Here is a 22,083-nt window from a genome sequence, read left to right on the forward strand (position 1 = left end):
TGGGTTCCTGCGATCCCTTGACCAAGACATCGCCATATTGTTCAGATCGATTACGGTCTGGGACGCAGGTGGGAGACTGAAGCCTTGAAGACAAAGAGCTACGCATTGGGGTTGGCGCTCGCTCTTTCGCTACCCTGGCTTGCTCACGCCGAGGATCCCGCCCCTGGCCCCGCCAATACGAAGATCGACCTGAAATACTGGGTGGAATTCGCAAAACAGGGCAACGCGGCGGCCCAATATGGTCTCGGCTATCGCTACGCCAATGGTGAGGGCGTAGAGCAGGATGATGCTGAGGCCGTCGATTGGTATCGAAAATCAGCGGACCAAGGCAATGCGCAGGCCCAATATGCATTGGCCTACATGTATGCTAGCGGCCGGGGCGTCGACACCGATCTGAAACAGGCAAATGACTGGTATTTGAAGGCGGCGCAAAACGGCAATGCCGATGCTCAATATGCCATCGGCTATTCCTATGCCAACGGCCGCGGTATGGCTGTCAGTAATGAAAACGCCGTCACCTGGTACCAGAAATCCGCCGCTCAGGGACAGGCGCAGGCGCAATATGCGCTCGGCTACATGTATGCCAATGGCCTCGGCGTGCATCAGGATGAGGCGATCGCACTCGGTTGGTATCGCAAAGCGGCCGACCAGGGCCGGCCCGATGCCCAGTACGCCATCGGCTATATGTACGATAACGGCCAAGGCACTGAAGAAAACCAGAAGCAGGCCGTCGCCTGGTATAAAAAGGCCGGCGATCAAGGAAGCGCGCAAGGCCTGTATGCGGTCGGCTACGCCTATGCCAATGGCAAGGGTGTCGAACGGAACGATGCCGAAGCCTATTCTTGGTATATGAAGGCAGCGATAAAAGGACGCGCTGACGCGCAATACGCCGTCGGCTACAGTCTTGCAAACGGGATAGGCGTCGCCAGGGACTACAGGCAGGCACTGCAATGGTATCGCAAAGCTGCCGATCAGGGCCGCCCCGACGCCCAATATGCCATCGGCTACCTCTATGCCAACGGCCAGGGCGTGAAGACCGACGATGACAGCGCGGCGAGATGGTATCGCAAGGCCGCCGAACAAGGCGACGCACAGGGTCAATATGCCCTCGCCTACATGTATGCGGCCGGCCGCGGCATTGGCAGGGACTACGGCAAGGCCTTTGACTGGTTCCAGAAAGCCGCCAGCCAGGGTCATGCTGACGCCCAATACGCACTCGGCTACATGTACGAAAACGGTCAGGGGACGACAGCTGACAAATCGGCCGCCGCAAGCTGGTACCGCAAGGCGGCCGACCAGAACAATTCACAGGGCGAATATGCCCTTGCCTACCTCTATTATCAGGGCGCTGGCGTTCCCAAGGACTATGGCCAAACGGCCGCTCTCTTTCGCAAAGCAGCCGATCACGGCGACGCCCGGGCGGAATACGGTCTTGGATATCTGTATTATAACGGCTATGGCGTGCCTAAGGACTCTAAGACTGGTGCGGACTGGTTCAACAAGGCGGCGGCTAAGGGATTGCCGGAAGCGCAGCATGGACTCAGCTACATGGAAGCCAATGGCGACGGTCCGATCAAGGATCTTGGACCGCTTGGACAAGGGGGCGCCGGCAAAAAGGACTCGGGCGTCAGCACGGGCTGGCTCTTGTTTCATTTGCTGATGGTGCTCGTGCCTTAGAGCTCGGCATCTTATTCAACGAATTTCGATTGAGGGGTAAATCGTGAATTGGAAGAAGGGGGCAGCCGGTTTGCTCTTCGCGCTGGCGTCCATGGGAACGGCACAAGCCGATGTCGGACGAAACAGCTACGATCGCGGCGATATCAAATCGGGCTTGGATTACTGGCGCCCCCTGGCAAACAAGGGCAACGTTGCCGCACAGCTGAAGCTCGGACAAATGTACGAGGACGGCAACGGCGTCGAAAAGAATCTTACGCTCGCCCTCAGCTGGTACAAGAAGGCCGCCGATCAGGGCAATGCCGAAGCGCAGTTCAACGTCGGCACCATGTACGACCAGGGCGAAGGCGTCACCGCCGACAAGAGCCAAGCCGTTGTCTGGTACAAGAAGGCTGCCGCACAGGGATACCTTAATGCACAATATAATCTCGGTGTCGTCTACGACACGGGCCAAGGCGTAGCGCAGGACAAGCCGCAAGCCTTTGCCTGGTACAGCAAGGCCGCTGAACAGGGCGATGCCGATGCGCAGTTCAATGTCGGCACCATGTACGACCAGGGCGACGGCACGGACAAGGACAAGAGCAAGGCCGTCATCTGGTATCGCAAGGCGGCCGAGCAGGGAAAAGTCGAGGCGCAATACAATCTGGGCATCATGTATCGCGACGGCGAAGGCGTCGCCAAGGATGGCGCTGCGGCCTTCTCCTGGTTCAAGAAGGCCGCCGAACAGGGCGATGCGAGCGCGCAGTTCAATATCGGTGCCATGTATGCCGATGGCGACGGGATCAGGCAGGATGATGCCCAGGCAATCGTGTGGTTCCTGAAAGCGGCGGCGCAGAATGATGTCGAAGCCGAATACAATCTCGGCGTCATGTTCCGCGATGGTGAAGGCGTCACCAAGAACGGTCCGAAGGCGATCTACTGGTTCGAGCGGGCAGCCGAACATCGCTATGCCGATGCCGCCTACAATCTAGCCATGATGTACCGTGACGGCGATGGCGTCGCTGCGGATGCGGGCAAGGCGGCCGAATGGTTCCGCAAGGCAAAGCGCCTGGGCTATGACGGCAACCCGGACGGCGAACAAGATGAGCCATCCGGCGGACAGACCATTCCGATATGAATGAATGCAAGGGACGATCGGTATCGCGGGGGCCTATCCGTCGCCTGCCTTCGCTCCCAGCGAATCGCAGCAAAACATGCTAATGCGCTCAACTTGAAGTGAGTGATGCGACGTGGTGGGCGTCGTGACACGCGCTAAGCCGGGGGGAACCATGAGTTTTGCTGCTTCCGATCATCAAATGAGCTCTCCGCCGCGTCGCCATTTTTGGCGGCGGCTCGGCGCCTACACGGTCGATATCGTCATTTTCCAGGTCGCTTTTACCCTGCTGTTTCTCGTGCTGTCGGCGGCCACGCCGTGGGACTTGACCTTGCCGCTTCTTCAGAAGCAACAATGCGAAGAAGCAACTTCGGCGCCTCTCGTTGCGAAAGTGGAGGCCGAATGGCCGCTGCAGCCAGGCGAAGTGAGGAGCAACCAGCTTTGCCGCATCTCCTGGCTGGGCAGCGATGGATACACGGTCTTCCTTTCAATCGTCGCATCGCAGCAGGGATCGGCCACATTGAAGCGCGCCTTTTCCATACCCGTCGACGGCAACGGCAATCCGGTCGATCCGAATATCGCCGCAAGGCCGACCTCGAGCGTCGTTCTGCTGTTCCTTCCCTTCGCCTTCGCCCTTTGCTCCATCGGCGGCAAGCGGACGCCAGGCAAGCGATTGACCTCGCTGCGCGTGACAACGGTGGAAGGCGACACCCTGCCCTTCGGGCTTGCCGCCAAACGGGAAATATTCAAGTTTCTGCCATTGATGCTGGTCGCCACAGTCAATCTGGTCGGCCTGTTTCTGCTGCCCTCATATCAGCCTCCGATCGATCAGCTGATTCAGCAGGCGCGCGATACCAACCTTCTCAGTGCCATCGGCTTTTTCGCCTTGACGGGAGCGTTGGCGCCGCTTCTGTTCGTATTCGCGCTCATCTGGTGGGCCTTTCCATTCATCGTGTGGCGCGGCCAGACTTTCTACGACCGCTTCTGCGACACCATGGTCGTCAAGGCGTAACCATCAAAATCGGGGGGATTGCCTTGACGGACGAAGAGATGGAAGACTGTCGCTGCGCCAGGCCTGATTTGCTGCTTCTTCTTTTCAGAGGATAGATCGCCGTGAACCTGAAATATCTCATGCCCCCCTTCTCGCTTCTGCCGCCGCTTCGCATGGTTTTGCTGGCCTCGGCGGTCGTGTTGCCGCTCTCTCCGCTTCCGATAGCGGCGACACCGGCAGAGGCCGCGCCAGGCTCGTGCTGGTCGCTGCTGCAGAGCAAATTTGGGCCGCAGATCGAGAAGTCGGTGAACGAGGCCGATCCCTGCAAGAAACTGCCCGGCGTCGATCACAAGGACAAGTTCGAGGTGAAGTCGCTCGATGTCTGCGACGGCTCGAACGGTGGCGTCCAGATCAATGCCCATGCCGAGATGGCCTGCAAATCGCATGGCGTATTGAAGACGACGATCAAGGGTGAACTCGATGCCTCCATGACGGTCGATGTCGGCGCATGCCACATCACCGACCTGCATCTCGGCATCAACGGCCCGATCGGCGAACTGATATCCTCGGTCGGCGGGCTGCAGGAGCTCGCCCGCGGCTTCGCCCAGGCCAAGATCTCGGAAATTTGCGGAAAATAAACGAAAGGGCCGGCGATATCAGCCGGCCCTCGTGACCTTGATGGCGAGTCTGTTCAGGCCCGCACGGCGCTATCCGCTTGGCCCGCATCCTTCCCGCCAAACCGAACACCCTTCTTCTCGAAGCCAAAGCCGGCGAAAACAGCAACGACCACGGCGACGATGCAGGCAACGATCAACAATGCCAGCGCATAGTCGCCGTTCCACTGTTTTGCCAATCCCGCCTGGATCGAGGCATTGCCCGAAGCAAGCAGATTGCCGAGCTGATAGGCAAAGCCGGGAAAGGTGCCGCGCACCTCGTCCGGCGACAATTCGTTGAGATGCACCGGAATGATGCCCCAGGCGCCTTGCACGAACAGCTGCATCAGGAAGGCGCCGATCGCGAGCATGACAGGCCCCTGGCCCCAGACCCAGAGCGGGGCGACGGGAATGGCCAGCAGTGCGGCGATGACGATGGTCCGCCGCCTGCCCCAACGCTGCGACAGGGAACCGAAGGTCAGGCCGCCGACGATCGCGCCGATATTGTAGACGATGGCAATGGCGCCCACTGTATAAGAGTCATATTGCCGCTGGGTTTCCAGGAAGGTCGGATAGAGGTCCTGGGTGCCGTGGCTGAAGAAATTGAACGCAGTCATCAAAAGCACTGCCCAGATGAACAGCGGAATATTCTCGCGCAGGACGGTGAGGAACGGCCGTTGCGGCTTGGCCTGCCGCTGAAGGAAAGCCGGAGATTCTTCCACATTGCGCCTGATATAGAGCACCAGCAGCGCCGGCACCGCGCCGACGAAGAACATGCCGCGCCAGCCGATGATCGGGAACAGCAGAAAGAAGACGATCGAGGCGAGCAGATAGCCCGAGGGATAACCAGCCTGCAGGATACCGGACACAAGGCCGCGCGAGTCCTCGGGTATGGTTTCCATCACGAGCGACGCGCCGACACCCCACTCCCCGCCCATGGCGACGCCGAAGAGCGCGCGCAGCACGAGGAACATCGTCAAGCCGGTCGAAAAGCCGGTCAGGAATTCGAAGACGGAATAAAGCAGCACGTCGACCATCAGGGTCGTGCGCCGCCCGAAGCGGTCCGCTGCGAGCCCGAAGATCAGGGCGCCCACCGGCCGCATGGCAAGGGTGAGGAAGATCGCCACGGCAACCGCGGGGACATCTGTGTGAAATTCCTCGGCTATATGCTTGAGAACGAAAACCAAAATGAAGAAATCGAAAGCGTCCAATGTCCAGCCCAGATAGGCCGCGATCACGGTGTTTCGTTGCTGGGGGGATAGGGAACGTAAGCTATCCAATGCGGTCATCATTATCCTCCGACCGGATGGCGGCGGCGAGGCGGGCAATACCGGATGCCGTCGAAGCTGGGGGAACCCGGCACGGCCGGGCATGTCGACGTTGCGGCTGGCTCCTCCCTTGGCGCCTGCGAGGATCGCGCTATGCGGACTTTGGATCAGCGATAACGCATCGGCCGCCCTTGGGTTGTAACATATTTGACATCGCCGGCGAATGGAAAAATCCGCTATTTTGTTTCCCTTTTGTACTCTTTACCCCTTCACATCCGCGCGATCTGTCGCCATATTCGCCGCATGGCCAAATCATCGAAAAAATCCCCCGCCCCGACCGGTTTCGAAGAGGCGCCGCAGGCACCATTCGAAGGTGCGCCGCTCAGCGGCAGCGTTGCCGATTGGGTGAAGCAGCTCGAAGCCGATGCGGAAGCATCCAGCGTCGAAACCCAGCGCGAGATCGCTTCGAAGGCAGGCAAGCACCGCAAGAAGGTGGAAATCACCGCCGGAAAGACCGCGCGCGGCGTCTCCATGGGCGGCTCGACCGACCCCAAGACGCGTGCCGCCGCCGGCCTCAATCCGGTCTCCGGCCTCGATATCGCACTTGAGGATGCCGACAAGATTTCGACCGGCGGCGTAACGGCGACGGTAGAAGCCCTGTCGAAGCTGATCGAGAGCGGCAACCCGCTGCATAAGAACGGCAAGATCTGGACTCCGCACCGCCCTGCCCGCCCGGAAAAATCCGAAGGCGGCATCGAGATCCGCATGGCCTCGGAATACCAGCCGGCTGGCGACCAGCCGACGGCGATCCGCGATCTCGTCGAAGGGCTGCAAAACGGTGACCGCAACCAGGTGCTGCTCGGCGTCACCGGTTCCGGCAAGACCTTCACCATGGCCAAAGTGATCGAGGCGACGCAGCGCCCGGCCGTCATCCTCGCGCCGAACAAGACGCTGGCGGCCCAGCTCTATTCCGAATTCAAGAACTTCTTCCCAGATAACGCGGTCGAATATTTCGTCTCCTACTACGATTACTACCAGCCGGAAGCCTATGTGCCGCGCTCGGACACCTATATCGAGAAGGAGAGCTCGATCAACGAGCAGATCGACCGCATGCGCCACTCGGCGACGCGTTCGCTGCTGGAACGTGACGACTGTATCATCGTCGCCTCGGTCTCGTGCATCTACGGTATCGGCTCGGTCGAAACCTATACGGCCATGACCTTCCAGATGAATGTCGGCGATCGCCTCGATCAGCGGCAATTGCTGGCCGATCTGGTGGCGCAGCAGTACAAGCGCCGCGATATCGACTTCACGCGCGGCTCCTTCCGTGTACGCGGCGACACGATCGAAATCTTTCCTGCCCACCTGGAGGATGCCGCCTGGCGCATTTCCATGTTCGGCGACGAGATCGACGCCATCACCGAATTCGATCCGCTCACCGGCCAGAAGACCGGCGACCTGAAATCGGTGAAGATCTACGCCAATTCGCACTATGTCACACCACGCCCGACGCTGAACGGCGCCATCAAGGCGATCAAGGAAGAGTTGAAGCTGCGCCTTGCCGAGCTGGAAAAGGCTGGCCGCCTGCTGGAAGCACAGCGCCTGGAGCAGCGTACCCGCTATGACGTCGAGATGCTGGAGGCCACCGGCTCCTGCCAGGGCATCGAAAACTATTCGCGCTATCTGACCGGTCGCAATCCCGGCGAGCCGCCGCCGACGCTGTTCGAATACATTCCCGACAACGCCATCATCTTCATCGACGAGAGCCATGTCACCGTGCCGCAGATCGGCGGCATGTACCGAGGCGACTTCCGCCGCAAGGCGACGCTGGCCGAATACGGCTTCCGCCTGCCCTCCTGCATGGACAACCGTCCGCTGCGTTTCGAGGAGTGGGACGCCATGCGCCCGGACACGATCGCGGTATCGGCAACACCCGGCGGCTGGGAGATGGAGCAATCCGGCGGTGTCTTCGCCGAACAGGTCATCCGCCCGACCGGCCTCATCGATCCTCCGGTGGAGGTCCGTTCGGCCCGCACGCAGGTTGACGACGTGCTTGGCGAAATCCGCGAAACCGCCGCCAAGGGCTACCGCACGCTCTGCACCGTGCTGACCAAGCGCATGGCCGAGGATTTGACAGAATATCTGCACGAACAGGGCGTGCGCGTGCGCTACATGCACTCCGACATCGACACACTGGAGCGCATCGAGATCATCCGCGATCTTCGCCTCGGCGCCTTCGACGTGCTCGTCGGCATTAACCTGCTGCGCGAGGGTCTGGACATTCCCGAATGCGGCTTCGTCGCCATTCTCGATGCCGACAAGGAAGGCTTCCTGCGCTCGGAGACGTCGCTGATCCAGACGATCGGCCGTGCCGCGCGCAACGTCGACGGCAAGGTCATCCTCTATGCCGATACCATCACCGGCTCGATGCAGCGGGCGATGGACGAGACCAATCGCCGGCGCGAAAAGCAGATGGCCTACAACAAGGAACACGGCATCACGCCGGAATCGGTCAAGGCGAAGATTTCCGACATCCTCGACAGCGTCTACGAGAAGGACCACGTTCGCGCCGATATCGGCGGCGCCTCCGGCAAGGGCTTTGCCGATGGCGGCCATCTCGTCGGCAACAATCTGCAGGCCCATCTCAACGCGCTGGAAAAATCCATGCGCGATGCCGCCGCCGACCTGGACTTCGAAAAGGCGGCACGGCTGCGCGACGAGATCAAGCGCCTCAAGGCCGTCGAACTCGCCGCCATGGACGATCCGCTCGCACGCGAGGAGGCGAAGAGCCTCGAAAGCCGCGGTTCCGCAACGGGCAAGCGTGCGCCGCCGGCGCCGGATTCCCGATCCTATTTCGCCAAGCCTAACCTCGACGAAATGGGTCCGGGCAGCGATGCCGGCACGCCGCTCTTCCGCAAGAATACGCTGGACGAAATGACCGTCGGCCGCACCGAAAAGCCCGTCACGGGCAAGGTACCGGACAAGCCGATCACCCGGGCAAAGCCGGGGGTCGGCTCCTATGAGGACCCGGTGGACGAGAAGCAGCGCAAAGGACGGACAAAAGGCAAGACGGGGCGACCGGGGCGATAAAGCGACCTAGATTATCGGATATCTGCGCCCGACGCTGCCGATTTACGAAGGCCGAGAGGTCTGCGAACATGGCAATGCCTTGCTGACGGGGCCGCAGCCGCTACATGCCATCATCTGAAGAGACCCACGGGGGAGACGGAAGGCGCTTGAGCGCATACCGGGCCGGTGGTAAGCGATAGCAAACCTGGGGAGAAAGACTGATGTCCGAGCCTTTGATCGTCCGTCGCGAGACCCATGTCTCGGCGCCACCCGCGGCCGTATTCGCGCTGCTGACCGATCCAGAGAAGATCCTGCGCTGGATGGGGACGGAAGCGCGGACGGAGCCGCAGCTCGGCGGCATCTATCTCGTCAACGTCACCGGCGCCCGCGTCGCGCGCGGCTCCTTCCGCGAGGTCGTGCCGGTGCACCGCCTCGCCTATAGCTTCGGTTGGGAAGGCAGCGAGGAAGTGCCTCCCGAATCGACCCTCGTGGAGATCGACCTGATAGAGCAGCCGGATGGAACGCTGGTGCGTCTCACCCATACCGGCCTGCCAACCGTTGAACAATGCGAAGCGCACGCAAAGGGTTGGGCGCATTATCTTGACCGCATGGCCACGGTAGCCGCAGGGCGCGATCCCGGCCCCGATGTCATGCGCGGTCATGATGGCAGGAGCTGACGCGACTTTGGACGCGGCGTCATCGGGCTAGATGCTCGATGGCAGCAATATCGCCGACCGGCGACAGCGATTGCCTGTGTCGTTTTGCTTTTCAACGCGGTCGGCATGGCCTCACCGGCACGGATGACAGCCGGCAAGCGCCATGGCATGATCGGCGCATGGATTTGCCCGCCCCCCTTGCCTGGCTGGTCGACGAAGCCGGCACCTCGCCCAGCCCCGAACGCTTCCTGGCCGATCTGGGTGGACACCTGTTGGCTGCCGGTCTCCCGCTTGCCGGCAGTGCCCTGACGCTTGCCGCACCGCATCCGATCATCACGCAGCATACATGGCTCTGGCGCGCCGAAACCGGCGCGGTGACCGAAGCTCTCGGCTTCGCTGGCACGACGCTCGGACAGGCCGGCCGCGATTGGCTGGGCGATCTCGGCCCGATATGCGAGGAAACGATCGGGATTGCGCCCGGCAATTCCGTGCTTGCCTGGGCCGGCACCCGGCCCTTCACCGCCTTCGAGGCGGAAAACCTGCGCGAGATCGGCCGCTTTGCCGCTGCGCCCTTGGCGGGGTTGGCCGCTCGCGCCACTTTATCGACCCTGCTCGAAGCCTATCTTGGCCGCCGAAGTGCGGCGCGGGTGCAGGCCGGTGCACTCAGCCGCAATAGCGGCGAGACCATCCGCGCCGCCCTGCTCTGCGCCGATCTGCGGGATTTCACCGCCCTTTCCGAAGCGACGGAACCGACCGTCATGATCGCGGGACTCGATGCCTGGTTCGACCGCGTCGCCGGTGCCGTGCATGCCTTCGGCGGCGAAGTGCTGAAATTCATGGGCGATGGCGTACTGGCGATCTTCCCCGTGAGCGGGACCCCGAAGGAAGCCTGCGAAGCCGCCTTGCGCGCCGCCACCGCCATACGCGCCGGCATGGCCCATCTCGACGCGACGCGGGCGAGCCAGGGCCTGCCGCCACTTCCGTTTGGTGTCGCGCTGCATTTCGGCGACATGCTCTGGGGCAACATCGGCGCCGCCGACCGGCTGGACTTCACCGCCATCGGTCCCGCCGTAAACCTCGTCAGCCGGCTGGAGGGCCTCTGCAAGCCGCTCGGACACAATATCCTCGTTTCGGGGTCGGTCGCAGCCGAGACAACGATGTCGCTTCTGCCCTTAGGGAGTCATGAGCTGCGGGGGATTGCGGAGGCTTGTGCTGTGTTTACGCCGAGCTAGAGTTGGTATCCCGCACGCCGGTCCAGGAGCATGCGCTCAGCCTTGTAATGCGGGAGGATCGGCTCTCACGGCTGCCTGAAAATACGAAGCACCGCCCGTCAGCCAGAATTCCTCGGTCGTCGTCTCAAGAAACTTCGCAAACAGTTCGCACGCTTCCTGGCGGCGAACGCCTCCGACGACTTCTACCGCTCTTGAAATATGCCTCGGGGGAGAATTCTCCAGTTTCGTATGCGCGCAGCCACCATATGCATCGGACATGGCAAAGACGAGGCGGCTTATAGGTAAATGGAGCATGGTGCCGAAGCACATGATGCAAGGTTCCAGCGTTGTATAAAGTGTCAGCTTATCGCTTCGCGACAAGGTGTAATCACCAGTAAATACCTGATGAAACAGGTTCATTTCCGCATGATTCAGGTGATTCGATATCATGGTTTTATGCGCCCGCCCCAAAATCCGGCTTCCCGCCACTAGGACGGCGCCAACGGGAAAGACGCCTTTCTCTAGAGCGGCTTCTGCCTCTTCCAAAGCCAGCCCCATCACATCAACATCGCTCAATTCTGCCATGCGCCCACCTAAGCGTCCGTTATCAAGGGTTGTGACCTCGGAAAGTACCGACTTTTACAAGACCTGCAACGACTGCCTCTTTTACAAAATCAATTTTGACCTGAGTTTCAGGAATAGGCAGCATCCTTATTATATGGGCTGAAAATAGTGGATTCGTTGGGCAATCGAGGTGATCGCCTTTCAACCTATTGATTTGTCTTTCATTACGGCTGCCAACTAAAACACCCCTTGCCTTTTTCCACAAACCCTGTCACCCATATGCATGCTCGGGCATTTGCATGCCGGTGACTGGACTGATTTGGTGATCCGCTTGCGGCAGGCAGCGGTTGGGTCTTCTGACCCGCGCAGACGTTCTTTCCCCGTACGTGACTTCTCGACTGGCTTTCGCATGGCGCGGAGGCAAAGCCGTCCGGGTTTCCCCGGATTAATTAAGACTGATGGGTAAAGGACTATCCCCCATGGCCACCAAGGGCACTGTAAAATTCTTCAACCAGGACAAGGGTTTTGGTTTCATCACTCCTGACGGCGGCGCAAAGGACGTTTTCGTCCACATCTCCGCTCTTCAGGCTTCCGGCATCCAGTCGCTGCGCGAAGGCCAGCAGGTCACCTTCGACACCGAGCCGGATCGCATGGGCAAGGGCCCGAAGGCTGTCAACATCCAGGCTGCCTAAGCCTATTGTGACTGCCTGAACAAGGTTTCGAACGGCGCGGTGAAAACCGCGCCGTTTTCATTTGCTCGATGAAGTTTGCGGCAAACTCAGGCCCCATCTCGCCCTTGGCGGGCGAGATAAGGCACCGCTGCCTCAAGCACTCACCCGCTCACGTTCACCCGCAAAGTCCACCGCCGCGAAGGCGGCGGCAATCACCTCCGGCCCCGCCCCCGGCTTGTTGGCGTCGGTCGAAAGGATCTGGCGGTAACGGCGCGAGCCCGGCAAGCCGGTGAAGAGGCCGACCATGTGGCGCGCGACATGCTGCAGGCGGCCGCCATTTTCGATGTGGCGCTCCGCATAATCCATCATCCGGTCGCGCAGCCCGTTCCAGTCAGCCTCGGCGGCCGGTTCGCCAAAGAAGCGATGGTCAACGTCGGCGAGAATGGCGGCATTCTGATAGGCGGCGCGGCCGAGCATCACGCCATCGACGTGGGCCAAATGCGCCTCAGCCTGATCCAGCGTCTGGATGCCGCCATTGATGCCGATGAAAACCTCTGGCCAACGCTGCTTCATGCGATAGACGATGTCATAATCCAGCGGCGGGATCTCGCGGTTCTCCTTCGGTGACAGGCCCTTCAACCAGGCCTTGCGGGCATGGATCCAGATCGCATCGGCGCCGGCATCGAGCACGCGCGTCATCAGTTCGGGCAGCGCCTCTTCGGGTTCCTGCTCATCGACGCCGATGCGGCATTTCACCGTGACGGGTGCCTTCGAGATCGCCTTCATCGCCGCAATGCAGGATGCGACCGTCTCCGGCGTCAGCATCAGGCAGGCGCCGAAGGTGCCGGACTGCACGCGATCCGAGGGGCAGCCGACATTGAGATTGATCTCGTCATAATGATACGCTTCGGCAATCCGCAGCGCCTCGGCAAGCTTGGCCGGATCGGAGCCGCCAAGCTGCAGCGCGACGGGATGTTCGGCAGCATCATGCCCCAGCAGCCGGTCACGCGGCCCATGAATGATCGCATCCGCCACCACCATCTCGGTATAGAGAAGCGCATGCCGGCTGATCTGCCGATGCAGGTATCTGCAATGGCGGTCAGTCCAGTCGATCATGGGGGCAACCGCAAAGATCTTGCGGCCAGTTTTCAGTGCGTCGCTATACATGGGAAACCTTTCTGATCCGCGCTCTACACCAAATCCCTCAAAAACGCCAGTTTTCGCGGCTGTAACAATAATGCTAGCTTGCCCGAAGGAGTCGGACGGCAGCAGCCCTCTGAAAAAGATGAGAGTTTCGAAAGCGCATATGAACGCCCCACTAACGACAGTCATTCCACTACCTGCCCCTGTCCTTCTGCCGATCGAAGGTGAGACCGAGTTTTTTCCTGTGCGTCGCGTCTATTGCGTCGGCCGCAACTATGCCGACCACGCCATAGAGATGGGTCATGACCCCACCCGCGAACCGCCTTTCTTCTTCCAGAAGAACCCGGACAATCTGCTAGTCTCGAGCGATTTCCCCTATCCTTCGCTGTCAGCGGACGTGCATCACGAAGTGGAGCTAGTCGTGGCGCTGCGCGGCGGCGGCGCGGACATCCCGGTCGAACAGGCACTGGATTGCGTCTATGGTTACGGCGTCGGCATCGATTTCACCCGCCGTGACCTGCAGGGTGAAGCCAAGAAGCTCGGCCGCCCTTGGGAAATCGGCAAGGCCTTCGATCACTCGGCTCCGGTTTCCGCATTGGTTCCAGCCACCCGCGTCGGCCATCCCGACAAGGGCGGCATCTGGCTGATGCGCAATGGCGAGTCCGCCCAGAGAGGCGATCTCTCTCAGATGATCTGGAAGGTGCCGGAAATCATCGCCGAACTCTCTAAGCTGTTCACGCTGGCCCCGGGCGATATCATCATGACAGGTACGCCCGCCGGCGTCGGCCCCGTTGTCCGCGGCGACCGGATCAGCTGCGCCGTCGATGGCGTCGCAAACCTGGTACTGAACGTCGTCTGATCGAGGAGGATCGACCATGCCACTCTACGCCCTTGCCGGCCTCACACCGAAAACGCCAGGCCCCGACCGATACTGGATCGCGCCGGATGCAAGCGTCATCGGCAAGGTCGAGATCGGCGAGGATGTCGGCATCTGGTTCGGCTCGGTCCTGCGCGGCGACAATGAGCTGATCGCCATAGGCAAGGCGACGAATATTCAAGAAGGCACGATGATCCATACCGATCCGGCCTTTCCGGTTTCGATCGGCGAAGGCTGCACCATTGGCCATCACGCCATCATCCATGGCTGCACCATCGGCAACAATTCGCTGATCGGCATGGGCGCCACCGTGCTGAACGGTGCGAAGATCGGCAATAATTGCCTCGTCGGCGCCAATGCGCTCGTCACGGAAGGCAAGGAATTTCCGGATGGCTCGCTGATCGTCGGCGCACCGGCAAGAGCCATCCGCACCCTGGACGAAGCTGCGATCGAAGGCCTGCGCCGCTCAGCTCAGCATTACATCGCCAACTGGCAGCGCTTCGCGCGTGATCTTAAAAGATTGGATTAGAATTTTCTTATAAGCAATTGATGGAACGCTGAATACGTTGCGGCCCGTAGCTCAAGCCGCGCAATTGGCGCAATGACCGCGAATTTCGATGGTCGACTTCTCCGCCTTGAACTTCTGCGATTTCAGCCAGTCCATCAGCCGATGATCCACTTCGTGATCGTGGAACTCGATCACCTGGCCGCAGCTTTCGCAGATGGCAAAGGCAACGAGGCCATGGCTATGGCAATCTTCGTGCGGATGCGCGCAAGCGACGAAGGAGTTGATGCTCTCGAGCCTATGCACGACGCCATATTCCAGCAGCTTGTCGAGCGCCCGGTAAACCTGCAGCGGCGCCCGAAAACCCTGATCGCGCAGCTTGTCCAGGATGGTATAAGCGCTGAGCGGCGCCTCCGCCTTGGTCAGGATATCGAAAACGAGGGACTGGTTCTTGGTGAGCATCGGAGTGGTCATGATGACTGTCCTCTCTGTTGCGCCGCTGGCGTGCCGCTCCTGCGAACGAGGGGCAGCAGACTGATGATAAATAGAACGAGCGCCGCAACCACGATCGACGGGCCGGACGGCGTATCATAGCGCAGCGATCCGAAAAGCCCGCCGACAACGGCGATGGCGCCAAGCAGCGAAGCAAAGATCGCCATTGTTTCCGGCGTCGAGGCAAAGCGGCGTGCGGTGGCCGCGGGAATGATCAGCAACGCGGTGATAAGCAGGATACCGACGATTTTCATAGCGATCGCGATCACCACAGCCATCAGCAGCATGAAGAGAAGCCGCGCGCGCTCCGGCCGCAATCCTTCAGCCTCGGCAAGCTCGGGATTGACTGTCGAGGCCAAAAGCGGCCGCCAGAGCCAGGCAATCGCCGCCAGAACGAGGATGCCGCCGCCCCAGATCACCGCGATATCGGACTGGCTGACGGCCAGTATGTCGCCGAAGAGGAAGGCGATGAGATCGATCCGCACCCAGCTCATGAAGGCGACGATGACAAGGCCGATGGCCAGTGTCGCATGCGAGAGAATGCCGAGCAGCGCATCCGCCGACAGCGCCTGCCGCCGCTGCAGGAACAGAAGCAGGATCGATACGAGAGCCGCAACCGCGAAGACAGAGAGTGTTAGATTGAGCTGAAAAAGTAGCGAGAGGGCCACGCCGAGCAATGCCGAATGCGAGATCGTGTCGCCGAAATAGGCCATACGTCGCCAGATGATGAAGCAGCCGAGCGGCCCGGTCGTCAGCGCCAGTCCAACGCCGGCAACGACGGCGCGCAGGAAGAAATCGTCAAACATGGCGCTCCCCCTCGGCATGGTCATGGCCGTGATGATGATCATCGTGATCGTGGCCATGATGATGGCCATCATCGGCATGGCAATGGTCCGTAATCGAACCGTCCGCATGCTGCACGCGACCGTCAGGCAGATGCGTATGATCGTGATGGTGGCTGTAGATCGCCAGGGATTGTGCCGCCCGCGTACCGAACAGCTTCACATATTCCGGGCTCTGGCTGACGGTCTGTGGCGTGCCGCGGCAGCAGACGTGGCCATTCAGGCAGACCACAGTATCCGTCGCCGCCATCACGACATGCAGATCATGCGAGATCAGCAGAATACCACAGCCCTGCGAATTGCGGATCGACTTGATGAGATCGTAAAGCGCGATCTCACCGCTGAAATCGACCCCCTGCACGGGCTCGTCCAGCACAAGCAGATCGGGCTTGCGGGCGATGGCGCGCGCAAGCAGCGCCCGCTGGAATTCGCCGCCGGAAAGATGCTGCACCTCGGCTTTCGCGAGATGCGCGATGCCGACGGCCTCAAGAGCAGCAACCAGCTCGCGCTCCGGCAAAGGCCCCGTTAGCGTCATCAACCGTTGCACGCTGAGCGGCAAGGTCCAGTCGATGGCAAGCTTCTGCGGCACGTAGCCGACCTTCAGATTGGCTATGCGGTCGACACGTCCTTCGTCCGGCTTCAGCACGCCGATCGCCGTCTTGGCGCTGGTCGATTTACCGGAACCGTTCGGGCCGATCAGGGTAACGATCTCGCCGCGGCTCACGGAGAAATCGACGCCACGCACCAGCCAGCGTCCGTCGCGGCGGACGCCGACATCATGAAGCGACACCAGCGGACGGCTCTTGCTGTCGATGGAAGAAAGCATGAAATTTCCAATTGCACTATTGCGCCATGCTATCGCACACGTTATAGCATAACGCAATTGATGTAATAACATAACAGACCCATTCAAGGGCATTTCTGGCATGAACGCAGCAAAAACTCTTCTTCCCCTCGCCGCCTCCCTTCTCCTTTCCGGCCTGCTCGTCAGCACAACCGCAACTGCAGCCGATGCGCCGAAAGTCGTCGTCTCCATCAAGCCGATCCACTCGCTGGTCGCAGCTGTCATGCAGGGCGTCGGCACCCCGGATCTGATCGTCGATGGTGCTGCTTCGCCGCATACCTATGCGCTCAAGCCGTCGAATGCGCGCAGCCTTCAGGAGGCGAAAGTAGTCTTCTGGGTTGGGCCGGGCATGGAAGCCTTTCTGCAGAAGCCGCTTGCCGCACTTGGTACCAATGCCACCGTCGTTGAGCTTGACGACGCACCCGGCATCGCCAAACTGAAGTTCCGCGAAGGCGGCGCCTTCGAACCGCATGACGATGGCGACGAACACGAAGCCAGCGATGATCATGCACATGATCACGACCACGATCATGGCGAGTTCGACACTCACCTTTGGCTCGATCCGCACAATGCCAAGGCGATGGTCGCCGAAATCACGACGTCACTGGTCGCGGCCGATCCCGCCAACGCCCTCACCTACGAGGCAAATCAGAAGACCTTGGACGACAAGCTCGATGCGCTCGATACGGAAATCGCTTCGACGCTCGCCCCCGTAAAAGATAAGCCCTTCATCGTCTTCCATGATGCCTACCAGTATTTCGAGCATCGCTATGGCGTGCATGTCTCCGGCTCCATCACGGTCAGCCCGGAAACCATTCCCGGCGCACAGCGCGTCGCCGAGATCCACAGCAAGGTCGCCGATCTCGGCGCGACCTGCGTCTTTGCCGAGCCGCAATTCGAACCGAAGCTGGTCAATGTGGTGCTGGAAGGCACGGCGGCAAAATCTGGCGTCCTGGACCCAGAAGCCGCAACGCTGCCGCAAGGACCGGATCTCTATTTCGACCTGATGCGCGGCATCGCAAGCTCCCTGAAAACCTGCCTTTCAGCACAAGGCTGAACATCGCCGAAGGAAGCGAGCAAATGGCTCGCTTTTTTTCATCATCATAAATGTAATGATATTACATTACAGAAGGGATTGCCATGAATAAGAAGCTCCCGGTCACCGTCCTCTCCGGTTTTCTCGGCGCCGGCAAGACGACGCTGCTCAACCATATTCTCAACAACCGCGAGGGCCTGCGCGTTGCCGTTATCGTCAACGACATGAGCGAGGTGAATATCGATGCGGCGCTGGTGCGCGATGGCGGCGCCAATCTCTCCCGCACGGAGGAACAGCTCGTCGAGATGACCAACGGCTGCATCTGTTGCACGCTGCGCGACGACCTGCTGAAGGAAGTCCGCCAACTCGCGGAGCAGGACCGCTTCGATTATCTGCTGATCGAATCCACGGGCATTGCCGAACCCCTGCCCGTCGCCACCACCTTCGAGTTTCGCGACGAGGACGGCAGCAGTCTTTCCGACGTTGCCCGGCTCGATACGATGGTGACGGTCGTCGATGCGGCCAATCTTCTCGCCGACTACGGGTCGACCGATTTCCTGGCCGATCGCGGCGAAACCGCAGGTGAAGGCGACAACCGGACCATTGTCGACCTGCTGGTCGAGCAGATCGAATTTGCCGATGTCGTCATTCTCAACAAGGTCGGTTCGGCAACGGTTGAACAACGCGACGCCGCCCGCAAGATCATCGTCGGCCTCAACCCCGATGCGCGTCTCATCGAAGCGGATTTCGGTGCGGTCGAACCGGCGGAGGTTCTCGGCACCGGACGCTTCGATATCGATCGCGCCGAAACGCATCCGCTCTGGTACAAGGAATTGCACGGTTTCAAGGATCATGTTCCCGAAACGGAAGAATATGGCATTCGCTCCTTCGTCTACCGCGCGAAGAAACCATTCGACCCCGCGAAATTCCAAGCCTTCCTCAACCGCTCGTGGCCGGGCGTTGTCAGAGCCAAGGGCTTCTTCTGGCTGGCGACGCGGCCCTATTATGTCGGCGAAATGAGCCAGGCGGGTGCGCTCGTCCGCACGGGCAAGATGGGCCTCTGGTGGGCTGCCGTGCCGCAGGACCAATGGCCGCGCGATCCCGGCTTCCAGCGAGCGCTGGCACCCTATCTCGATCCGATCTGGGGGGACCGCCGCCAGGAGCTGGTGTTCATCGGCGCCGACCCGATGAGCGAAAAACAGATTACCGCCGAACTGGATGCCTGCCTCGTCAAGGCGGACCGCTTCACGCCCGAGCGTTGGCGCAATCTGCCCGATCCCTTTGCAAGCTGGAACGGGTTACCGGCATGAAACAGCCGAAAGTGATCCGGTTCCGCTGCTACTGCTTCGAATGCAGCGGCGATAACGAAGAGACGAGCGATCGATCGCGGTCCGATACGGTCGAAGCGGATCGAGACAGCACCAGATCAAGCGAACACAATCTTCGCCTGATACCGGACGTGATTGGAAAACCGCTGTTTGGGGCCTGAACGCGAGTTCAAGCCACCAGCATGCCTGCAGGAACGGCGATGATCTCGTGCACGACGAGCAATGCGCCGATCACTTCCGCCTTTGCCCGCAACGGCGTCATCGTGCAGTGGAATACCTTGCCGGGTTCGATCTGGCGATAGGAGGGATAAAGGCACTCCACCTTCTCCCCGGTAAAGCAGGCATCAAGCTTCGCCTTGAGGCTGTTTTCGAAATCTTCCGCACCGACAAATTCCGAGATATGACGTCCCACGAGTTCCATCGGCTTCGACTTCAGAAACTCCGAATTGGCGGCGTTGCTGTAGAGGTAGCGATAGTCCCGCGTCACGACGGCTACGCGATCCGGCAGGCTGTCCAGAATGACATCATTGAGAACGCTGCTTTCTTCGAAGCCGAACGCATCGTCCCGATCGATCTTCTCGCTTGAAAACGCCCGAAGAACTTCGCCTGCTGCTTCGCTTGCACCGCCGAAGTAGCGATCGATCAATACCGACAGCGATGCGGAGTTGCGCATGACGCGCGAGCGATCGTCCGATTCTTCTCGGATGAGATTGTTCATAAACTGGAGCTGCATGTAAATTTCAAGCAGACTCGTAGCCTTATAGGCCAGGATAGCCGCGATAAGTGGCTCCAATTCGCGATCCAGTGACGCTACAAGCTCATCATCGCCAAGTTTTATCGCACGCTGAATCTGGTTACATTTCGTGGAGAAGGCATGAAAGAGTGCCAGCAAAATTGCCCTCCTGTCCCCGCACACAGCAGGACGCAGGGGCCTCGTTTCCCGGCGTTACCATGCCCAAGGATATTCAGCTTGGTGTCCGCATTCTCACCAAACTTTCTGCATTGTGAATTAACATGACTTATCCCTACTTTCAATCCGGATGAGCGGAAGTTCTCGGGAAAGGAGAACTTTCTGAAATGCAAGGCTTACCTGGCGTAATGACTGCATGAAGACCGGATGCAAATATACAATGCAAAACTGTCGCTAACGGGCCGCAATGGATGCCTAGAAAACGCTCTTCTTGATATTCCAGCGATCATGATACCAGAGCCATTGCTCAGGGTTTTCCCGCACCCAGCTCTCAACCTTGTCGTTCAGCATCTGCGCCGTTGCGGTCAGATCGAGACCGCCGGCTTCGTTGCGCGGCATCTCGAGCTTCGGCTCGATCTCCAGCCGGTAGCGATTGCCGGGCAGGCGGATGCAGCGGGCCGGATAGACCTCGCAATTGAACTGACGCACCAGCTTCGGCAACAGCGGATTCGTCTTTACGTCCCTGCCGAAGAACGACGTCTTCAAACCCTTGCGGAATTTCTGGTCGACCAGCACGCCGACGCCGCGACCCGCTTCCAGCTCCCGCGCAAGGCTGAACGAGGAGCCGGCGTGGGAGGGAACGAGGTTGCCCATACGTTTAGCCCGGAAGTCGAAAACCTTCTGAGCGACATAGGGATTGTTCGGCGGTCGGAAGAGTACGGTCACGGTCAGGCCAAAGGCCGCTCCCGCGACCGGCAGTAGTTCGAAATTGCCGGTATGTCCGGTAAAAACGATGAACGGGCGCGGATTGTCCCTCAGATCGAGAAAGATCGGAATACCGGAAACTTCGATGCGGCCAGGCTTGTCGCTGAAGGGATCGAAATCGAAAAGCCGGTCGAGAAACACATATTCTGCTGCCAGGCGCCCCATATTGCCCCAGCTTGCACGCGCAATTTCCTCGATCTCCGCCTCCCTCTTTTCGGGAAAGGCATTGCGCAGATTGGTCAGCATCAATTGATGCCGGCGCATGCGCGGACCGATCTTGCGGGTTAGCCAATCGGCGAAGTTGATGCCTGCATCCGCCGGAAACAGCTTCAGGAAATTCAGGAAGCCGAAAATGACCTGCGCCACCAGCCACTGCCGGAAATTTCTGAGCGCAAGGACGATCCGGGTGATGAAGAGCTTCACGCTGCTCAGTCCATCTTCAGGATGATCTTGCCGAAGATCTGGCGCGATTCCATCCGCTCCAGCGCCCGGTCGATGTCATTGAAGCCGACTTCGGTATCGATCACGGGATGAACCAGTCCGCGCGCCATCTTCTGCATCGCATTGGCCATGTTCTCCATGCGGCAGCCGAAGGAGCCAAGCAGCTTCAACTGCTGCTGGAACAGCATCATCAGGTTCATTTCGGTCGAAACGCCCGAAGTCGAACCGCAGGTGACGAGACGGCCGCCGCGCTTCATGCAGAGCATGGAGCCGGCCCAGGTGTCCTTGCCGACATGTTCGAAGACCACATCGACACCCTTTTTTTTCGTCAGCTTGCGCACAACGCCCTCGAAGCGGTCGGTGCGATAATTGATGACGTGATCGGCGCCGAGCGCTTTGGCCTTCTCGATCTTGTCGTCGGAACCGACCGTCGTGATCACGGTGCAGCCGATCTTCTTGGCGAGCTGGATCGCGGCGGTACCGATACCCGAGCCGCCCGCGTGAACGAGGATCGTTTCGCCCGGTTCAAGCTTGGCATTGTCGAACAGCATGTGCTCGACGGTACCGAAAGTCACCGGAGCAAGCGCGGCACCCACCGCATCGACGCCGGGAGGCGCCGGAACGAGCAGGCGAGCCGGAAGATTGACCTTCTCCTGCGCGAAACCATCGAGATGGAAACCGTGGACACCACCGACATGTTCGCACAGATTGTCACGTCCTTCGCGGCAATGGCGACAAAGACCGCAGGTGCGCGCGCCGTAGATCGATACGAGCTGACCCGGCAGGACATTGGCAACACCCGGGCCGATCGCTTCGACCACGCCGGCAGCCTCAGCACCGATGACCAGCGGCATCTTGCGCTTGGCAAAGGCCATGCCGCGCCAGCCCCACACATCGATGTGATTGAGAGCGACGGCCTTGACGCGCAAGGTCACCTCACCCGCGCCCGGCGCATCCGGCTCCGGCAGATCGGTGATCTCAAGTTTGCGGTCGTCGATCAGTTGCAAAGCACGCATGGCAAAGTCCCTCGCCTCTCGGGCGCAGTTGTAT

General features: G+C 60.2%; 21 protein-coding genes. 12 read left to right on the forward strand and 9 right to left on the reverse strand.

Features of this window, described 5'->3' with window-relative positions; all coding sequences use genetic code 11:
• Nucleotides 1-84: 84 nt before the first annotated feature.
• The 4 genes from AC13RC_RS10840 (at nt 85) to AC13RC_RS10855 (ending at nt 4,396) form a co-directional block, all read left to right on the forward strand.
• A complete protein-coding gene (locus AC13RC_RS10840) occupies nt 85-1,677 on the forward strand; it encodes an SEL1-like repeat protein (protein WP_488557131.1) in 1,593 nt (530 codons plus the stop codon).
• A 43-nt stretch (nt 1,678-1,720) separates the two neighbouring features.
• Nucleotides 1,721-2,791 carry an SEL1-like repeat protein gene (locus AC13RC_RS10845; protein ID WP_488557132.1) on the forward strand — a complete coding sequence of 357 codons (1,071 nt, stop codon included), beginning with the start codon at nt 1,721-1,723 and terminating at the stop codon, nt 2,789-2,791.
• A 151-nt stretch (nt 2,792-2,942) separates the two neighbouring features.
• Entirely contained in the window at nt 2,943-3,779 is an 837-nt protein-coding gene (locus AC13RC_RS10850; RefSeq protein ID WP_488557133.1) for an RDD family protein, read from the forward strand.
• A 101-nt stretch (nt 3,780-3,880) separates the two neighbouring features.
• The gene (locus tag AC13RC_RS10855; RefSeq protein ID WP_488557134.1) at nt 3,881-4,396 is read left to right on the forward strand and encodes a hypothetical protein; all 516 of its coding nucleotides are present in this window, start codon (nt 3,881-3,883) and stop codon (nt 4,394-4,396) included.
• Between the two features lie 53 nt (nt 4,397-4,449).
• On the opposite strand, the gene AC13RC_RS10860 is transcribed toward AC13RC_RS10855, so the two are convergent.
• Nucleotides 4,450-5,700, reverse strand: a complete 1,251-nt coding sequence (locus tag AC13RC_RS10860) for an MFS transporter (protein ID WP_488557329.1) — start codon at nt 5,698-5,700, stop codon at nt 4,450-4,452.
• A gap of 282 nt (nt 5,701-5,982) precedes the next feature.
• Between AC13RC_RS10860 and uvrB the strand changes: the two genes are divergently transcribed.
• From uvrB to AC13RC_RS10875, 3 genes are all read left to right on the forward strand, one after another.
• Complete coding sequence (gene uvrB / locus AC13RC_RS10865) at nt 5,983-8,769, forward strand: excinuclease ABC subunit UvrB (RefSeq protein WP_488557135.1); 2,787 nt, start codon at nt 5,983-5,985, stop codon at nt 8,767-8,769.
• 200 nt (nt 8,770-8,969) lie between these two features.
• Nucleotides 8,970-9,425 carry an SRPBCC family protein gene (locus AC13RC_RS10870; RefSeq protein ID WP_488557136.1) on the forward strand — a complete coding sequence of 152 codons (456 nt, stop codon included), beginning with the start codon at nt 8,970-8,972 and terminating at the stop codon, nt 9,423-9,425.
• A 158-nt stretch (nt 9,426-9,583) separates the two neighbouring features.
• Nucleotides 9,584-10,636, forward strand: coding sequence for an adenylate/guanylate cyclase domain-containing protein (locus AC13RC_RS10875; protein WP_488557137.1), 1,053 nt, complete (start codon nt 9,584-9,586; stop codon nt 10,634-10,636).
• A 36-nt stretch (nt 10,637-10,672) separates the two neighbouring features.
• Here the strand turns inward: AC13RC_RS10875 and AC13RC_RS10880 are convergent, their stop codons facing one another.
• Nucleotides 10,673-11,200 carry a nucleoside deaminase gene (locus tag AC13RC_RS10880; protein ID WP_488557138.1) on the reverse strand — a complete coding sequence of 176 codons (528 nt, stop codon included), beginning with the start codon at nt 11,198-11,200 and terminating at the stop codon, nt 10,673-10,675.
• Nucleotides 11,201-11,658: 458 nt separating this feature from the next.
• On the opposite strand from AC13RC_RS10880, the gene AC13RC_RS10885 reads away from it, so the two are divergent.
• The gene (locus tag AC13RC_RS10885) at nt 11,659-11,871 is read left to right on the forward strand and encodes a cold-shock protein (protein WP_069613123.1); all 213 of its coding nucleotides are present in this window, start codon (nt 11,659-11,661) and stop codon (nt 11,869-11,871) included.
• A gap of 132 nt (nt 11,872-12,003) precedes the next feature.
• Here the strand turns inward: AC13RC_RS10885 and dusA are convergent, their stop codons facing one another.
• Nucleotides 12,004-13,017: a tRNA dihydrouridine(20/20a) synthase DusA gene (gene dusA / locus AC13RC_RS10890; RefSeq protein ID WP_113354570.1), complete on the reverse strand. Its 1,014-nt coding sequence runs from the start codon at nt 13,015-13,017 to the stop codon at nt 12,004-12,006.
• Between the two features lie 139 nt (nt 13,018-13,156).
• Between dusA and AC13RC_RS10895 the strand changes: the two genes are divergently transcribed.
• Together AC13RC_RS10895 and AC13RC_RS10900 are read left to right on the forward strand one after the other, a co-directional pair.
• Complete coding sequence (locus tag AC13RC_RS10895; protein ID WP_113354569.1) at nt 13,157-13,852, forward strand: fumarylacetoacetate hydrolase family protein; 696 nt, start codon at nt 13,157-13,159, stop codon at nt 13,850-13,852.
• A gap of 16 nt (nt 13,853-13,868) precedes the next feature.
• A complete protein-coding gene (locus AC13RC_RS10900; RefSeq protein WP_488557139.1) occupies nt 13,869-14,399 on the forward strand; it encodes a gamma carbonic anhydrase family protein in 531 nt (176 codons plus the stop codon).
• A gap of 51 nt (nt 14,400-14,450) precedes the next feature.
• Here the strand turns inward: AC13RC_RS10900 and AC13RC_RS10905 are convergent, their stop codons facing one another.
• The 3 genes from AC13RC_RS10905 to AC13RC_RS10915 are packed head-to-tail and all read right to left on the reverse strand — an operon-like array spanning nt 14,451 to nt 16,535.
• Complete coding sequence (locus AC13RC_RS10905) at nt 14,451-14,849, reverse strand: Fur family transcriptional regulator (RefSeq protein WP_112334637.1); 399 nt, start codon at nt 14,847-14,849, stop codon at nt 14,451-14,453.
• The gene (gene znuB, locus AC13RC_RS10910) at nt 14,846-15,673 is read right to left on the reverse strand and encodes a zinc ABC transporter permease subunit ZnuB (protein ID WP_112721157.1); all 828 of its coding nucleotides are present in this window, start codon (nt 15,671-15,673) and stop codon (nt 14,846-14,848) included. The genes AC13RC_RS10905 and znuB overlap by 4 nt, the downstream gene beginning before the upstream one ends.
• Nucleotides 15,666-16,535 carry an ATP-binding cassette domain-containing protein gene (locus AC13RC_RS10915; RefSeq protein ID WP_113354567.1) on the reverse strand — a complete coding sequence of 290 codons (870 nt, stop codon included), beginning with the start codon at nt 16,533-16,535 and terminating at the stop codon, nt 15,666-15,668. The genes znuB and AC13RC_RS10915 overlap by 8 nt, the downstream gene beginning before the upstream one ends.
• Before the next feature lie 100 nt (nt 16,536-16,635).
• On the opposite strand from AC13RC_RS10915, the gene znuA reads away from it, so the two are divergent.
• Both znuA and zigA read left to right on the forward strand, forming a co-directional pair.
• Entirely contained in the window at nt 16,636-17,610 is a 975-nt protein-coding gene (gene znuA / locus AC13RC_RS10920; protein ID WP_488557140.1) for a zinc ABC transporter substrate-binding protein ZnuA, read from the forward strand.
• 83 nt (nt 17,611-17,693) lie between these two features.
• Nucleotides 17,694-18,899: a zinc metallochaperone GTPase ZigA gene (zigA, locus tag AC13RC_RS10925; protein ID WP_488557141.1), complete on the forward strand. Its 1,206-nt coding sequence runs from the start codon at nt 17,694-17,696 to the stop codon at nt 18,897-18,899.
• A gap of 187 nt (nt 18,900-19,086) precedes the next feature.
• Here the strand turns inward: zigA and AC13RC_RS10930 are convergent, their stop codons facing one another.
• From AC13RC_RS10930 to AC13RC_RS10940, 3 genes are all read right to left on the reverse strand, one after another.
• Nucleotides 19,087-19,809 carry a PAS domain-containing protein gene (locus AC13RC_RS10930; protein ID WP_488557142.1) on the reverse strand — a complete coding sequence of 241 codons (723 nt, stop codon included), beginning with the start codon at nt 19,807-19,809 and terminating at the stop codon, nt 19,087-19,089.
• Between the two features lie 273 nt (nt 19,810-20,082).
• On the reverse strand, nt 20,083-21,015 hold the full coding sequence (locus tag AC13RC_RS10935) for a lipid A biosynthesis lauroyl acyltransferase (RefSeq protein WP_488557143.1): 933 nt from the start codon (nt 21,013-21,015) through the stop codon (nt 20,083-20,085).
• Between the two features lie 5 nt (nt 21,016-21,020).
• Entirely contained in the window at nt 21,021-22,049 is a 1,029-nt protein-coding gene (locus tag AC13RC_RS10940) for a zinc-binding dehydrogenase (RefSeq protein WP_112721150.1), read from the reverse strand.
• Between the last annotated feature and the right edge of the window lie 34 nt (nt 22,050-22,083).

Source organism: Martinezella sp. CNPSo 3890 (genome assembly GCF_057784455.1).

Coding starts and splice junctions, on each gene's coding strand:
- AC13RC_RS10850 (WP_488557133.1), top strand. CDS start 2,943: ATGAGTTTTGCTGCTTCCGATCATCAAATGAGCTCTCCGCCGCGTCGC.
- AC13RC_RS10875 (WP_488557137.1), top strand. CDS start 9,584: ATGGATTTGCCCGCCCCCCTTGCCTGGCTGGTCGACGAAGCCGGCACC.
- AC13RC_RS10895 (WP_113354569.1), top strand. CDS start 13,157: ATGAACGCCCCACTAACGACAGTCATTCCACTACCTGCCCCTGTCCTT.
- AC13RC_RS10900 (WP_488557139.1), top strand. CDS start 13,869: ATGCCACTCTACGCCCTTGCCGGCCTCACACCGAAAACGCCAGGCCCC.
- znuA (WP_488557140.1), top strand. CDS start 16,636: ATGAACGCAGCAAAAACTCTTCTTCCCCTCGCCGCCTCCCTTCTCCTT.
- uvrB (WP_488557135.1), top strand. CDS start 5,983: ATGGCCAAATCATCGAAAAAATCCCCCGCCCCGACCGGTTTCGAAGAG.
- dusA (WP_113354570.1), bottom strand. CDS start 13,017: ATGTATAGCGACGCACTGAAAACTGGCCGCAAGATCTTTGCGGTTGCC.
- zigA (WP_488557141.1), top strand. CDS start 17,694: ATGAATAAGAAGCTCCCGGTCACCGTCCTCTCCGGTTTTCTCGGCGCC.
- AC13RC_RS10905 (WP_112334637.1), bottom strand. CDS start 14,849: ATGACCACTCCGATGCTCACCAAGAACCAGTCCCTCGTTTTCGATATC.
- AC13RC_RS10870 (WP_488557136.1), top strand. CDS start 8,970: ATGTCCGAGCCTTTGATCGTCCGTCGCGAGACCCATGTCTCGGCGCCA.
- AC13RC_RS10885 (WP_069613123.1), top strand. CDS start 11,659: ATGGCCACCAAGGGCACTGTAAAATTCTTCAACCAGGACAAGGGTTTT.
- AC13RC_RS10915 (WP_113354567.1), bottom strand. CDS start 16,535: ATGCTTTCTTCCATCGACAGCAAGAGCCGTCCGCTGGTGTCGCTTCAT.
- AC13RC_RS10860 (WP_488557329.1), bottom strand. CDS start 5,700: ATGACCGCATTGGATAGCTTACGTTCCCTATCCCCCCAGCAACGAAAC.
- znuB (WP_112721157.1), bottom strand. CDS start 15,673: ATGTTTGACGATTTCTTCCTGCGCGCCGTCGTTGCCGGCGTTGGACTG.
- AC13RC_RS10880 (WP_488557138.1), bottom strand. CDS start 11,200: ATGGCAGAATTGAGCGATGTTGATGTGATGGGGCTGGCTTTGGAAGAG.
- AC13RC_RS10940 (WP_112721150.1), bottom strand. CDS start 22,049: ATGCGTGCTTTGCAACTGATCGACGACCGCAAACTTGAGATCACCGAT.